Annotated in this window: 15 protein-coding genes; 4 read left to right on the top strand and 11 right to left on the bottom strand. The window is 71.0% G+C overall.

All coding sequences use genetic code 11. The features are described from left to right. Nucleotides 1-39 precede the first annotated feature (39 nt). Entirely contained in the window at nt 40-663 is a 624-nt protein-coding gene (locus OQ02_RS06595; RefSeq protein WP_033437331.1) for a DJ-1/PfpI family protein, read from the top strand. Further along, the gene (locus OQ02_RS06590; RefSeq protein ID WP_033437330.1) at nt 660-1,115 is read left to right on the top strand and encodes a MarR family winged helix-turn-helix transcriptional regulator; all 456 of its coding nucleotides are present in this window, start codon (nt 660-662) and stop codon (nt 1,113-1,115) included. The genes OQ02_RS06595 and OQ02_RS06590 overlap by 4 nt, the downstream gene beginning before the upstream one ends. Nucleotides 1,116-1,216: 101 nt before the next feature. On the opposite strand, the gene OQ02_RS06585 is transcribed toward OQ02_RS06590, so the two are convergent. The 10 genes from OQ02_RS06585 to OQ02_RS06540 form a co-directional block, all read right to left on the bottom strand. Next, nucleotides 1,217-1,828 carry a hypothetical protein gene (locus OQ02_RS06585; RefSeq protein WP_033437329.1) on the bottom strand — a complete coding sequence of 204 codons (612 nt, stop codon included), beginning with the start codon at nt 1,826-1,828 and terminating at the stop codon, nt 1,217-1,219. Between the two features lie 166 nt (nt 1,829-1,994). Beyond that, entirely contained in the window at nt 1,995-2,729 is a 735-nt protein-coding gene (locus tag OQ02_RS06580) for a sirohydrochlorin chelatase (RefSeq protein ID WP_033437328.1), read from the bottom strand. Continuing rightward, on the bottom strand, nt 2,726-3,598 hold the full coding sequence (locus OQ02_RS06575; RefSeq protein WP_033437327.1) for an ABC transporter permease: 873 nt from the start codon (nt 3,596-3,598) through the stop codon (nt 2,726-2,728). Before OQ02_RS06575 ends, OQ02_RS06580 begins: the two co-directional genes overlap by 4 nt. Continuing rightward, a complete protein-coding gene (locus tag OQ02_RS06570) occupies nt 3,585-4,373 on the bottom strand; it encodes an ABC transporter ATP-binding protein (RefSeq protein ID WP_033437326.1) in 789 nt (262 codons plus the stop codon). Before OQ02_RS06570 ends, OQ02_RS06575 begins: the two co-directional genes overlap by 14 nt. A gap of 21 nt (nt 4,374-4,394) precedes the next feature. Continuing rightward, a complete protein-coding gene (locus OQ02_RS06565; RefSeq protein WP_033437325.1) occupies nt 4,395-5,453 on the bottom strand; it encodes an ABC transporter substrate-binding protein in 1,059 nt (352 codons plus the stop codon). Between the two features lie 14 nt (nt 5,454-5,467). After that, nucleotides 5,468-6,811, bottom strand: a complete 1,344-nt coding sequence (locus OQ02_RS06560) for a sulfate adenylyltransferase subunit 1 (RefSeq protein ID WP_033437324.1) — start codon at nt 6,809-6,811, stop codon at nt 5,468-5,470. Continuing rightward, a complete protein-coding gene (gene cysD, locus OQ02_RS06555; protein WP_033437323.1) occupies nt 6,812-7,714 on the bottom strand; it encodes a sulfate adenylyltransferase subunit CysD in 903 nt (300 codons plus the stop codon). After that, the gene (locus OQ02_RS06550; protein WP_033437322.1) at nt 7,711-8,412 is read right to left on the bottom strand and encodes a phosphoadenylyl-sulfate reductase; all 702 of its coding nucleotides are present in this window, start codon (nt 8,410-8,412) and stop codon (nt 7,711-7,713) included. Before OQ02_RS06550 ends, cysD begins: the two co-directional genes overlap by 4 nt. After that, complete coding sequence (locus OQ02_RS06545) at nt 8,409-8,570, bottom strand: hypothetical protein (RefSeq protein WP_033437321.1); 162 nt, start codon at nt 8,568-8,570, stop codon at nt 8,409-8,411. The genes OQ02_RS06550 and OQ02_RS06545 overlap by 4 nt, the downstream gene beginning before the upstream one ends. 43 nt (nt 8,571-8,613) lie before the next feature. Continuing rightward, the gene (locus OQ02_RS06540; protein ID WP_033437320.1) at nt 8,614-10,296 is read right to left on the bottom strand and encodes a nitrite/sulfite reductase; all 1,683 of its coding nucleotides are present in this window, start codon (nt 10,294-10,296) and stop codon (nt 8,614-8,616) included. A gap of 293 nt (nt 10,297-10,589) precedes the next feature. Here OQ02_RS06540 and hemW point away from each other — a divergent pair, with 293 nt between their 5' ends. After that, a complete protein-coding gene (gene hemW / locus OQ02_RS06535) occupies nt 10,590-11,804 on the top strand; it encodes a radical SAM family heme chaperone HemW (RefSeq protein ID WP_033437461.1) in 1,215 nt (404 codons plus the stop codon). Between the two features lie 94 nt (nt 11,805-11,898). On the opposite strand, the gene OQ02_RS06530 is transcribed toward hemW, so the two are convergent. Beyond that, a complete protein-coding gene (locus tag OQ02_RS06530) occupies nt 11,899-12,648 on the bottom strand; it encodes a GNAT family N-acetyltransferase (protein WP_051771951.1) in 750 nt (249 codons plus the stop codon). A gap of 109 nt (nt 12,649-12,757) precedes the next feature. Here OQ02_RS06530 and hrcA point away from each other — a divergent pair, with 109 nt between their 5' ends. Continuing rightward, nucleotides 12,758-13,780 carry a heat-inducible transcriptional repressor HrcA gene (hrcA, locus tag OQ02_RS06525; protein ID WP_033437459.1) on the top strand — a complete coding sequence of 341 codons (1,023 nt, stop codon included), beginning with the start codon at nt 12,758-12,760 and terminating at the stop codon, nt 13,778-13,780. The last annotated feature ends 71 nt before the right edge of the window (nt 13,781-13,851 follow it).

The following is a 13,851-nucleotide window of genomic DNA, read 5'->3' as shown; positions in this document are numbered from 1 at the left end:
ATACTTGACAGCGTGCTGTCAAAACGACAGGATACTGTCATGAAGACGGAAACGGTTCACCTCGCTGTGTACGACACGTTGGCCGACTGGGAGTTCGGGTACGCGACGGCGCAGATCAACACCCCGCAGTTCCAGAAGGCGCCCGGCCGCTACCGGGTGCGGACCGTCGGCGCGACGCTCGACCCCGTGACGTCCATCGGCGGCCTGCGGATCACGCCTGACCTCGCCCTGACCGACGTCGACCCGGCCGACAGCGCCATGCTGATCCTGCCCGGCGCGGACACGTGGGAGAGCGGTGCCAACGCCGCGTTCGGCGCGGCGGCCCGGCGCTGGCTGGACGCGGGCGTGCCGGTGGCGGCGATCTGCGGTGCGACGATGGGGCTGGCCGCCGAGGGGTTGCTGAACGACCGGGCGCACGGCGGCAACGCGGTCGAGCAGTTGGAGTCCGTGCCGGGGTACACCGGTGCCGCGCACTTCGGCCAGGAGCGGGCGGTGCGGGCGGACGGCCTGATCACGGCGGGTGCGGCGTCGGCGCTGGAGTTCGCGCGGGAGATCTTCGTCGAGCTCGACCTGTACGAGCCGGCCGTGCTGGAGGCGTGGTACGGCCTGTACCGGACGGCCGACCCGGAGTGGTTCGGCAAGCTCGTCGCCGCGGTGTCGTGAGCGACGTCGAGCCCCGCACGGAGGCGGGGGACGTGCTGACCGAGGTCATCATGCGCACGTTCCGCCTCTACGGCGGTTTCCTCGACGCGGCCGAGGTGATGACGAAACCGGTCGGGCTCACGGCGGCGTCGTGGCAGGTGCTCGGCGCGGTGCTCAGGCAGCCGCTGCCGGTCTCCGGTATCGCCCGCGAGATGAGCCTGACCCGGCAGAGCGTGCAGCGCATCGCGGATCTGCTGGTGGAGAAGGGCTTGGCCGAGTACCTGCCGAACCCGGCGCACAAGCGGGCCAAGCTGTTCCGCCCCACGGCGGCCGGGTACGAGGCGGTCTCCCGGCTGGCGGAGGCGCAGCACGCGTTCACGAACCGCATCTCGGCCCAGGTGGACGTCGACGACCTGCGCACCACGCTCAAGGTGATGGAACGGCTGGTCGAGGCCTTGGACGCCGACCGCTGACCCCGTGCGTCCGGAACACCGGCGAACCCGCTGACGGCCACGGTCGGCGCGCGGGGATCGCGCACCGACCGCGGCCCGTGGTGCAGGAGGCGGTGATCAGGTCAGCCGATCGTCGTGGTGGTCAGCACCGGGCTCGGGTCCGGGTACCCGGTCGCCGGTGCGTCGACCGGGAAGAACCCGGCGATCACCACGGCGGTGAACGTCAGCCCGGCGTCGGAGTAGCTGGTGCCGCCGAGCTTGGAGGTGATGGCGCCGGACGCGCCGGCGGTGACGTTGATCGTCAGGGTGGGCAGTTCGAAGTTCGCGCCGCCCTTGAGCGGGCCGGCGAGCTTCAGCACGAGGTTGCCGCCTTCGAGGGTGACGGTGGGCGTGCTGTTGAGGCCCGATCCGCCTTGCAGGGTGGCGGAGCGGTAGGTGGAGTTGGCCGGCACCGGGATCTTCAGCGCGAGGTTCTTGATCTCGCGAACCCGGTAGCCCGAGGCTTCCGCCGGCACCGTGTTCGGCGCCGGGTCGATGACCACGGCCACGGCGCTGCCGGGCGCGGCCGTCGCGGGTGCGGTGGCGTCGATCGTCTGGTTCAGCGTGAACTCGGACGTCTGTCCGACCGCGCTGGCGCGCAGCTTGTAGGTGATGGGGTGGGTCGCGGCTTGCGCCGTCGAGGTGAACACCAGCAGGGGTAGCAAGGCGAGTGCCGCAAGTCGAGCAGGTTTCATTGGTCCTCTCCCCGTTGAGGTTTAAGGCATCCGGAGCACTTGCTGCGATACCTTCTGCCTACTCATGAGTAGGTTTCACGTCAACGGTTAACAGTTCACAGATCGTGAGCCCACGACGACTGTCCGTTCCGCCCGTGCGCAACAAATGATCAAAGAGTGGACCGCGTCAGGCGGACCGGGCCACGCGCTCCTCGGTCAACGCCGCCGAGTAGCGGTGCAGGACGAGTTCCGCCACTTCGGGGTCGGGGCCAAGGGGCGGTGCGATCACGGCGTCGGCGCCCGCCAGGTCTGCCACCCGGTCCGGGAGGCGGCCCGGGGCGAGGAACCACGACGCCACGGCGATCCGCCGAGCACCCTGGGCGCGAAGCCGCGCCACGGCCGTCGGCACGTCGGGAGTGGCGGACGAGGCGAAAGCGGCCTCCACGCCGGCCCACCCCGAACCGGCGGCCCACCGGGCGGCGATCCGCGACACCAGGGCGTTGGCGGGCGCGTGGGACGAACCGGCGCCGGCCAGGACCACGCCCAGCGAACGGTCGCGTGACCGCACGCCGACCGACGCCAGTCGGCGCAGGGCCGCCGACTCCAACCGCGGATCGGGGCCGAGCACGTCGGCGATCGTGACGTCCAACGACGGCAACCGGGCCTCCGCCACCGCGCCCGGCACGTCGACCCGCGCGTGGAAAGCCTTGCCCAGCAGCAAAGGCACCACCACGGCCGAACGGTGACCGTCCGCCGCCACACCCCGCAGCACGTCGCCCAGCAACGGCACCGAGAGGTCGAGGAACGAGCACCGGACGTCCAACGACGGCTGCAACGCCCGCACCACGTCCAACAGCTCGTTGACCACGGCCGCCGACCGCGGATCACGACTGCCGTGCGCCACGGCCACCAACGCGGTCACAGTGCACCCGTCAGCCCGCGCGCCCGCAGCACGGCGCGCTCCAACGGCCGGAACACCAGCAACTCGATCCCCACGCCCACCAGCAGGATCAGGAAGATCGCCGCGATCACCATCGAGATGTCGTTCAACGCCGACCCGTTGTGCAGGTACTGCCCCAGGCCCTCACCCAGCTGCGGCGACGTCGCGATGATCTCCGCCGCCATCAGCGAACGCCACGAGAACGCCCACCCCTGCTTCAACCCCGCAAGGTACCCGGGCAGCGCGGCGGGCAGCAGGATGTGCCGCGCCGCCGCCAGCCGACCCGCGCCCAGCGCCTGACCGACCCGCGGCAGCAGCGGCGGGATCTGGTCGACGCCCGACACCAGGCCGTTGGCGATCGACGGCACCGAACCCATCAGCACCACGAAGTAGATGGTCGACGGCGTCGCGCCGAACCACAGGATGCCCGCCGGGACCCACGCCACCGACGGCAACGACTGCAAGCCCGTCAACAGCGACCCGATGGCCGCGCGGACCACCCGCACCTTGGCGATCAGCAACCCCAGCGGCGTGGCGATCACCACGGCGGTGAGGAACCCGAGGACGGCGCGGCTGACGGAGGTCCAGAGCACTTCGAACGCACGACCGGTCTCGACCGCCTCGACCACCGCCGCCCACACCGACCCCGGCGACGGCAGCTGGTACTCCGGCCAGAACGCCAAGGCCCACAACGCCTGCCACGCGCCGAGCAGCAGCGCGAACGCGATCAGCGGCGGCACCGCGGTGCGGAGGAACCGCTTGCGCAGCGACGGTCGCTGCTCCTGCGACGGCGCGTCCAGCGCGTCCAGGCCGGCGCCGACGGCGGAGAGGTCCGTGTCAAGCTGCGGCATGTCCGCTGATCACCTCTCGCAGGTGGGTCGTGATCTCGTCGATGACGGCGGGCTCGTCGCAGTCCACAGTGGACCACTCGCGCACCACGCGGCCCGGCCGGGAGGACAGCAGCACGACCCGCTGACCCAGCCGCACGGCCTCGCGCACGTCGTGCGTGACGAACACGATCGCCGTGGAGGTCTCCCGCCACACCCGCACCAGCTCCGCCTGGAGCACGTCGCGGGTGATGGCGTCCAACGCGGCGAACGGCTCGTCCATCAGCAGCAGGCCGGGCGTGCCCTCCTCGGCACTGCCCAGCGTGGACGCCAGGGCGCGCGCCAGCGCCACGCGCTGCCGCATACCGCCGGACAGCTCGTGCGGACGCTTGTGACCGGCGTCGACCAGGCGCACCAGCGACAGCAGCTCGCTGGCCTTCTCCCGGCGCGCACCGCGCTTCACGCCCGCGAGCCGCAGCGGCAGCTCCACGTTGCGGGCAGCGGTCAGCCACGGCATCAGCGCGGCCTCCTGGAACATCACGGCGGGCCGTGAGGTGGTCAGCTCGATCCGGCCGGAGGTGGGCGCGTCCAGCCCGGCGACCAGGTTCAGCAAGGTCGACTTCCCGCAGCCGGACGCGCCGAGCAGGCACACGAACTCGCCCGGTGCGACCGTCAGGTCGACGCCGTCGAGCGCGACGACACCGGCCGGGCCGTGGCCGAAGACCTTCCGGACCCCGGACAAGGTCACCGCTGCGTCCACGTCGGACAGGGACGTCGGGTTCTCAAGCGTGGCGGTCATGGTGTGCCTGCCTTCCTCAAGTTACTTCCGGTCCAGCCCGGCGGTGTCCACGGTCGGCTTGCCCGCCGCCGAGAGCACCTTGTTCAGCAGCGTGAAATCGGCGAGACCGGCGACGTCCGCGGCCTCCTTCACCACACCCGCGGTCACCGCGTCCTGCGCCAGCCGCGGGAAGCTCTTGGCCTGCGGGTCCAACGTCAGCTCGATGTTGTCGAACGCCCGGTCCAGCACCGGCTCGCCCAGTGCCTTGCCGGTGAGCTGCTTCAACGCGTTGTTGACGACCTGCTTGGCCTCGACCTCGTTGTCGCGCCCGAAGTCGGTGGCCGCGAGGTGCCCGCGCAGCAGCGCCTCCACCGTCTGCGGGTGCTCGCGGAGGAACTGCGTCCGCACGATCATCACCGTGGTCGGGAACTTCCCGTCCTCCCACAGGGACTTCTCGTCCAGCAGCACCTTCGCGCCCGCGTCCAGCACGAGCCGCGACGACCACGGCTCCGGCGCCCACGCGCCCTGGACGTCGCCTCGCCGGAACAGGTCCAGCGACTGCGAGTTCTCCACGTTCGTGACCTGCACGTCGAGCTTCTCGTCGGACAGCCACTTCTTCAGCGCCACGTCCTGCGTGTTGCCGAGCTGCGGGGTGGTCACGACCTTGCCCTTGAGGTCTGCGGGCGAGGTGATCTCCGGCTTGACCACGAGCTGCGCACCGCCCGACGTGGCGCCGGCGACGAGCTTGACCGCCTCGCCGTCGGACTTGGCGTAGGCGTTGATGGCCGGGCCGGACCCGATGTACGACACGTCCAGCGAGCTGCCCAGCAGGGCGTTCACCGCGTCGGGACCGGCGTTGAACGTCTGGGCGACGAGCTTGGTGCTGCCGAGCTCCTTCGCGAAGAAGCCCTTGTCCACGCCGATCAGCGCGGCGGCGTGGGTGACGTTGGGGAAGTAGCCGAGGCGGACCTCGGCCGCCGCGCCCTTGTCCTCGACGGCGGCGGTGGAATCGCCGCGGTCGATCCGAGAGCAACCGGACAGTGCCGTGAGTGCGGTCAGTGCTGCCAGTGACGTGATCAGGGTGCGGCGCTTGGTGCTCACGATCGTGGGACCTTTCAGGGACCGGGGGAGACGAGGGCGTGGCTGTCCGGCTCGGCGGCGTCGCCGCCGTCGGTACAGCTCTCCACACCGTCCAACTCCGGCAGCGGGGCGCCCACGAGTCCGGCGGCCAGCGTGCTGCCGTCGGCGGCGTCGATGACCAGGAACGCGCCCGTGCGTCGGCTCTTGGTGTAGTCGTCCACCGGGATGGGCTCGGCCGTGCGCAGCGCGACCTGGCCGATCTCGTTCAGCGTCAACGAGTCCGGCGCGTCGGTGCTGCCGAGCTTCTGCTCGTCGAACCGGGTGCGCAGCTCGGTGACGATCGCCTGCACGGTCCGCGTGCCGTGCTTGACCAGCACCCGGGCGCCGGGCGTCAGCGCCTTCTCCGACAGCCAGCACACGGTCGCGTCGAACTCGTCGGTCACCTTCGGCGGCACGGCCGCGGCGGCGATCAGGTCACCCCGGGAGATGTCCAGGTCGTGCTCCAGCAGCAGCGTCACCGACTGGCCCGACGCGGCTTCCTCCAGCGGGCCGTCCGCGGTGTCGATGCCGGTCACGGTGGAGCGCAGCCCGTCGGGCAGCACCGCGACCTCGTCGCCCACCCGCACCGTGCCCGCCGCGACCTGGCCCGCGTAGCCGCGGTAGTCCGGGTGCTCGGCGGTGCGCGGGCGGATCACGTACTGCACCGGGAAGCGGAACGGCGCGTCGTGCGGGTCCGCGTCGACCGGCACCGTCTCCAGGTGCTCCAGCAGGGTCGGGCCGTCGTACCAGGGCGTCCGCTCGGAGTGCTCCACCACGTTGTCGCCCGCCAGCGCGGACACAGGGATCTCCACCACGGCGTCCTCGGGGTAGCCGAGGGCGGTGGCGTGCGCGGTGAACTCCTTGGCGATGCGGGAGAACGTCACCTCGTCGTAGTCGACCAGGTCGATCTTGTTGACCGCCAGCACCAGCCGCGGCACGCCCAGCAGCGCGAGCACGGCCGCGTGCCGCCGGGTCTGCTCGATGACGCCCTTGCGCGCGTCCACCAGCAGCACGCCGAGCTGCGCGGTGGACGCGCCGGTCACCGTGTTGCGGGTGTACTGCACGTGGCCGGGGGTGTCGGCGAGCACGAACGAGCGCTTGGGCGTGGCGAAGTAGCGGTACGCCACGTCGATGGTGATGCCCTGCTCGCGTTCCGAGCGCAGGCCGTCCACCAGCAGCGAGAGGTCGGGGGTGGTCAGGCCGCGGTCGGCGCTGGCGCGGTGCACCGCGTCGAGGGTGTCGGCCAGCACGGACTTGGTGTCGTACAGCAACCTGCCGACCAGCGTGGACTTCCCGTCGTCCACGCTGCCCGCCGTCGCCAGCCTCAACAGGTCGCTCATCTAGAAGTAGCCCTCCCGCTTGCGGTCTTCCATGGCGGCCTCGGACAGCCGGTCGTCCGCGCGGGTCGCGCCGCGCTCGGTGAGCCTGCTCGCCGCGACCTCGGCGATGACGGTCTCGATGTCGGCGGCGTCGGACTCGACCGCGCCGGTGCAGGAACCGTCGCCGACGGTCCGGTAGCGGACCGTCTTCTCGACCAGCGACTCGTTCTCGCGCGGACCGCCCCACGGGCCTTCCGCCAGCCACATCCCGTCGCGCAGGTACACCTCGCGCTGGTGGGCGTAGTAGATCGACGGCAGCTCGATGCCCTCACGGGCGATGTAGTGCCACACGTCCAGCTCGGTCCAGTTGGACAGCGGGAACACCCGGACGTGCTCACCGGGGCGGTGCCGTCCGTTGTAGAGGTTCCACAGCTCGGGGCGCTGCCGGCGCGGCTCCCACTGGCCGAAGGAGTTGCGCAGGCTGAAGATCCGCTCCTTGGCGCGGGCGCGCTCCTCGTCCCGGCGACCGCCGCCGAACACGGCGTCGAACTTGTGGTTCGTGATCGCGTCGAGCAGCGGCACGGTCTGCAACGGGTTGCGGGTGCCGTCGGGGCGCTCGGCCAGCCGCCCGTCGTCGATGTAGTCCTGCACCTTGGCCACTTCGAGGCGCAGACCGTTCTCGGCCACGACCTTGTCGCGGAACCGGATGACCTCGTCGAAGTTGTGCCCGGTGTCCACGTGCAGCAGCGGGAACGGCACCGGCGCGGGCCAGAACGCCTTGATCGCCAGGTGCAGCAGGAGTGTCGAGTCCTTGCCGCCGGAGAACAGGATCACCGGCCGGTCGAACTCGCCGGCCACCTCGCGGAAGATGTGGATCGCCTCGGATTCGAGGCGGTCCAACGTGTCCAGAGCAGTCGTGGTCATCCGTGCAACCCGCATTCGGTCTTGGTCTGGCCCGCCCACCGGCCGCTGCGCGGGTCGGCGCCCGGCAGCGGCTTCACGGTGCACGGCGCACAGCCGATGGAGGGGTAACCGTCCTGCACCAACGGGTTCTCGAGGATCCCGTGCTGTGCGATGTAGGCGTGGAACTCGTCGTCGGACCACGCCGCGATGGGGTTGACCTTCACCAGCCCGTTGCGGTCGTCCCACTGCACGATCGGCGTGGTCGCCCGGGTCGGCGCGTCCACCCGGCGCACGCCGGTGACCCACGCGTCGTAGTTCTTCAGGGTTCGCTGCAAGGGGATGACCTTGCGCAGCCGGCAGCACTCGGTCGGGTTCGTCTTGTTCAGCAGGCCGAACTGCGCCTCCTGGTCCGCCACCGACTGCTCGGCCGCGGCGTTGACGATGTGCACGTCCGGGTAGACCAGGTCCACCGCGTCACGCGTGCCGATCGTCTCGGCGAAGTGGTAACCGGTCTCCAGGAACAGCACGTCCACGTCCGGCTTGACCTTGGTGGCCAGGTCGATCAGGACGGCGTCCTGCATGTTCGACGCGACGATCCAGCTCTCGCCGAACGTCCGGGCGGTCCACGCGAGCGCCTCTTCGGGGCCGGCGTCCGCCAGCTCGACCGAAGCGGCCTCGGCGATCACCTTCAGTTCCTCGACCCTGGTCGGGGCGGTCATCGCTGCACCTCCTGAGGAAGGTTGAGACCAACGAACTTCACCGTGAACACGCGGCGGCAGGAGGCGCACAGCCACGAGTAGCCGGGCTCCTCCTGCGGACGGAGGTCCTCGTCGCCGCAGTAGGGGCAGTAGAAGGGAGTGGCCCGCTCGGTGCTCATGGCCGCTCCTCCGGAGACGGCGGCGCGGCCGACGCGAACGCGCTCACTTGAGGTCACCCTCGTCCGCGCGGGCGACCCACTGCGGGAAGCGCTCGTCCGGCTCGCGCTTGGCCAGGAAGTTCCGGACCACGCGCTCGACGTAGTCCGACAGCTCGGCGGCGGTCACCTTGTGGCCGCGCAGCTTCCGGCCGAACCCGGAGTCCAGCCCGAGCCCGCCGCCCAGGTGCACCTGGAAGCCCTCGGCCTGCCTGCCGTCCGCGTCGGTGACGATCATGCCCTTGAGGCCGATGTCCGCGGTCTGCACGCGGGCGCACGAGTTGGGGCAGCCGTTGATGTGCACGGAGATCGGCTCGGTGACACCGGCGACGACGTCCGCCAGCCTGGTCTCCAGCGCCGCGACGAGGTCGAACGCGCGGGCCTTGGTCTCCACGATCGCGAGCTTGCAGAACTCGATGCCGGTGCACGCCATCACACCGCGCCGCCACGGCGACGGCTCGGTCTGCAACCCCAGCTTCGCCAGGTCCGACTGGAGGTTCTTGATCTCGGCCTCGGGCACGTCCAGCACGACCAGCTTCTGCTGCGGCGTCAGCCGGACCCGGGCCGAACCCGCCCGCTCCACCACCTTGGCCACCTCGACCAGCGTGGAGCCGGACACGCGGCCCGCGATCGGGGCCGCGCCGACGTAGAACAGGCCGTCCTTCTGCCGGTGCACGCCGATGTGGTCGCGCGGGATCGCGGGCACCTCGGGCGCGGGGCCGTCGATCATCTTGCGCTTCAGGTACTCGGTTTCCAAGATCTCGCGGAACTTCGCCGCACCCCAGTCGGCCACCAGGAACTTGATCCGGGCGCGGTGCCGCAGCCTGCGGTAGCCGTAGTCGCGGAAGACGCTGATCACGCCCTCCCACACGTCCGGCACCTCGGCCTCCGGCACCCACGCGCCCAGCCTCTGGCCGATCATCGGGTTGGTGGACAGGCCACCGCCGACCCACAGGTCGAAGCCCGGACCGTGCTCGGGGTGGTCCACGCCGACGAACGCCACGTCGTGGATCTCGTGCGCCACGTCCGGCAGGCCCGAGATCGCCGTCTTGAACTTGCGGGGCAGGTTCGAGAAGCGCGGGTCGCCGATGTAGCGGCGCAGGATCTCGTCGATCGCGCCGGAACCGTCGACGACCTCGTCCTCGGCGATGCCCGCGACGGGGGAGCCGAGGATGACGCGCGGGCTGTCGCCGCACGCCTCCATCGTGGTCAGGCCCGCGTCCTCCAGCTTGCGCCAGATCGTCGGGACGTCCTCGATGCGGATCCAGTGGTACTGGATGTTCTGCCGGTCGGTGATGTCGGCCGTGTCCCGCGCGTAGGTCTGCGACAGCTCGCCGAGCAGCGCCAGCTGCTGCGTGGTGAGCCGGCCGCCGTCGATGCGGACCCGGAGCATGAAGTACTCGTCGTCCAGCTCCTCCGGCTCCAACGTCGCGGTGCGACCGCCGTCGATACCGGGCTTGCGCTGGGTGTAGAGGCCGTACCAGCGGAAACGCCCGCGCAAGTCGGCCGGGTCGATCGAGTCGAAGCCGCCGTGGGCGTAGATGTTCTCGATCCGCGAACGGACGTTGAGCGGGTTGTCGTCCTTCTTGCTCCGCTCGTTCGGGTTCAGCGGCTCGCGGTAGCCCAGCGCCCACTGCCCCTCACCTCGGCGCTGCTTGGTGCGCTGAGGCGTCGTCGTCGGGGGGACCATCCTCGTCCTCCGGGGATTCGGGGCGCTGGTGCGCGTGCGAGTCCCAGGACAGCCGTGGTGGGGGTCTCGTCAGCGCACCCGGCGCCGACGGGAACAAAAAGGCAGGCGCGGGTTATGCCGAACGACGGCACATCGCGCTGGAGACACGACGGAAGTCGACGTGGCGGCGGACCACCAGGCGCACTCCGGTCGATGTCATGTGCCTCAGCGTGCCACGCGTCCACCCCGTGGTCCACCGCCATCCGCATCGTGGGACGACGGTCGCGGTGCTGGTAAATGGGACAATGGGCGTCATGCCCTCCGCCCTGCCGATCGGTGATCCCGCGCCACCCGACGGCTCGCTGCCCGCCGCCGCCCTCACCGGTCTGGGTGACCGCCCGTTCGGCGTCTACGTGCACGTCCCGTTCTGCGCGACCCGGTGCGGCTACTGCGACTTCAACACCTACACCGCCGGTGAGCTGGGCACTTCCGCGTCACCGGCGTCCTGGCTGGAAGGTCTGCGGCGGGAACTCGACCTCGCGGCGGCCGTGCTGGGCGCACCGCCGGCGGTCGACACGGTGTTCGTCGGCGGCGGCACGCCCTCGCTGCTGGGCGCCGACGGGTTGGGCCAGGTGTTGCAGGCGGTCCGGTCGTCGTTCGGCCTGGCGGCCGGCGCGGAGATCACCACCGAGTCGAATCCGGAGTCGACGTCACCCGATTTCTTCGCCGGCATCCGTGACGCTGGTTACACGCGGGTGTCGCTCGGCATGCAGTCCGCCGCACGTCACGTCCTCACCCTGCTCGACCGGGTGCACACGCCCGGCCGTCCGGTGGCCGCCGCGCAGGAAGCCCGAGCGGCCGGCTTCGACCACGTGAACCTCGACCTCATCTACGGCACGCCCGGCGAGACGGTCGCCGACCTCCGGGCGTCGCTCGACGCGGTGCGCAGCGCGGGCGTGGACCACGTGTCGGCGTACGCGCTGATCGTGGAAGAGGGCACCGCGCTGGCCCGCCGGGTCCGCCGCGGCGAACTGCCGATGCCGGACGACGACGTGCTGGCGGACAAGTACGAGCTGATCGACACGGCCATGGCCGCGCACGGCCTGCACTGGTACGAGGTGTCGAACTGGGCCGCGTCGGCGGAGGCCGCGTGCCGGCACAACCTCCTGTACTGGCAGGGCGCCGACTGGTGGGGCGCCGGTCCCGGCGCGCACAGCCACGTCGGCGGCGTGCGCTGGTGGAACGTCAAGCACCCGGCGAAGTACGCCGAACTGCTGGCGTCGGGCGCGTCACCGGCCGCCGGCCGCGAGGTGCTGACCGACGACGACCGCCGGGTGGAACGCGTGCTGCTGGAGCTGCGCCTGGCCACCGGTCTGCCGCTGGACGTGCTCGACCCGGACGGCCAGGCCGAGGCCAAGTCGGCCGCCGCCGACGGCCTGCTCGACGCCACCGCCCTGGACCAGGGGAAATGCGTGCTCACCGACCGGGGTCGGCTGCTCGCCGACGCCGTGGTGCGCCGCCTCACCTGAGCGCGCGGCCCGGCCTGCTCGGGCGTGGCCGGCCGACCTGAGCGCGGCCGGCACTGCTCGGGCGTGGCCGGCACCAACTCGGGTGTGGCCGGCCTTACTTGAGCGTGATCGACGCCGACTCTCCGATCGTCCGGTACCCGAGCGGCCCGTAGAGGCGGGTCACCTTGTCGTCCGGCTCGGTCTCCAGGAACGGCGTGCAACCCGCGTCGAAGACCCGCGCGGTGAGGTCCGCGCACACCGCCGACGCGATGCCACGCCCCCGGAACGACGGCAGCACCGCGATGCCCGCCACCTGCGACAGGTTGTGGCGCGGCGCCGTGTACGCGCCCGCGCCCACCGGCTCGCCGTCCAAGCGGGCCAGCACGATCACGCCGTTGTCGCGCAGCAGGCCCCGCTGCCGCGCCACGTCCTCCTCGCCTGCCGTCCCGCCGACACCGAAGGCCGTGTTCTGCACCACCGACACCGCGAGCAGATCCGCGTCCGACGTCACCGCCTCCAGCACCAGCCCCTCCGGCAGCGGCGGCGCGGTCAGCACGTCGACCACCATCATCGGCAGCAGCTGGTCCACCGTGAACCCGGCCGCCGCCAGCACCCCGTCGACCAGCGGCGCCGGCCGCAGGTACTCGAGCCTCGGCGTCCGCGACCGCTCGCGGAACGCCGTGACCAGGGCTTCCACCTCGGCGGGCGTGACCGTGACGTCGTCGTCGGGCACGGCGTAGTTCAGGAACAGGTGGTCGCTGTGCGCGTCGAAGCGCACCAGGAACGGGCCGACGCGCTCGGCGTCCGCCCTGATGGCGTCGCGCAGGGCGGCTTGGATGCGGGTGAGCACGATGCGGTTGGGCACACGGGAAGCTATCCGGAGGTGCCGAACCCCGGCGACCGAGTTTTCCGATACCCGCCCCAACCTCCGTAAACTCAAGGTGGAGCAGTACGACTTCCTGGAGGTGACGGCGGTGAACGCCGATGAGCGCCGGTTCGACGTGCTGCGCGCGATCGTCGCCGACTACGTGTCCAACCAGGAGCCGGTCGGGTCGAAAGCCCTGGTCGAACGGCACAACCTGGGCGTTTCGAGCGCGACCGTGCGCAACGACATGGCCTCGCTGGAGGAGGACGGGTACATCACCCAGCCGCACACCAGCGCGGGCCGCGTGCCGACCGACAAGGGCTACCGCCTGTTCGTGGACCGGCTCAGCGAGGTCAAGCCGCTGTCCACGCCCGAGCGCAAGGCCATCCAGAACTTCCTCGAAGGCGCCTACGACCTCGACGACGTGCTGCGCCGCAGCGTCCGGCTGCTGGCCCAGCTGACCCGCCAGGTCGCCGTCATCCAGTACCCGACGCTCAGCCGCTCCACCGTCCGCCACATCGAGGTGCTGGCCATCACACCGGCCCGGCTGATGCTGGTGCTGATCACGGACACCGGCCGGGTCGACCAGCGCTCGGTCGACCTCGGCGACGTGATCACCGAGGAGAACGTGGCCCGGATGCGGTCGCTGCTCAACGCGGCGATGGTCGGCCAACGCCTGTCCGACGCCTCCGCCGAGGTCGCCAAGCTGCCCGAGGACGTGCCGAGCGAGCTGCGCGACGCGGTGCTGCGGGTGAGCACCGTGCTGATCGAGTCGCTGGTGGAGCACCCCGAGGAACGCCTGGTGCTGGGTGGCACCGCGAACCTCACCCGCAACGTGGCAGACTTCCCCGGTTCGCTGCGCCAGGTGCTGGAGGCGCTGGAGGAGCAGGTCGTGGTGCTCAAGCTGCTGGCCGCCGCCCGCGACCCCGGCAGGATCCTGGTGCACATCGGCGAGGAGAACGAAGCGGCCGAGATGCGCAGCACCTCGATCGTGTCCATCGGCTACGGAAGCCGGGACAACCTGCTCGGCGGGATGGGCGTGGTCGGGCCGACGCGCATGGACTACCCCGGCACGATGGCAGCCGTGCGAGCGGTCGCCAACTACGTGGGGGAGATCTTGACCGGACGGTGACGGCGGGGGGAACACCGCGGTCCCGCAGGACGTTTCGCACAGCGAGCGAGCGCGTTTCGCAGCGCGCTCGC

The organism is Saccharothrix sp. NRRL B-16314 (genome assembly GCF_000716595.1).
GTDB lineage: Bacteria > Actinomycetota > Actinomycetes > Mycobacteriales > Pseudonocardiaceae > Actinosynnema.
Note: the sequence above shows the minus strand (reverse complement) of the source record. Positions and strands in the feature narration are given on the sequence as shown.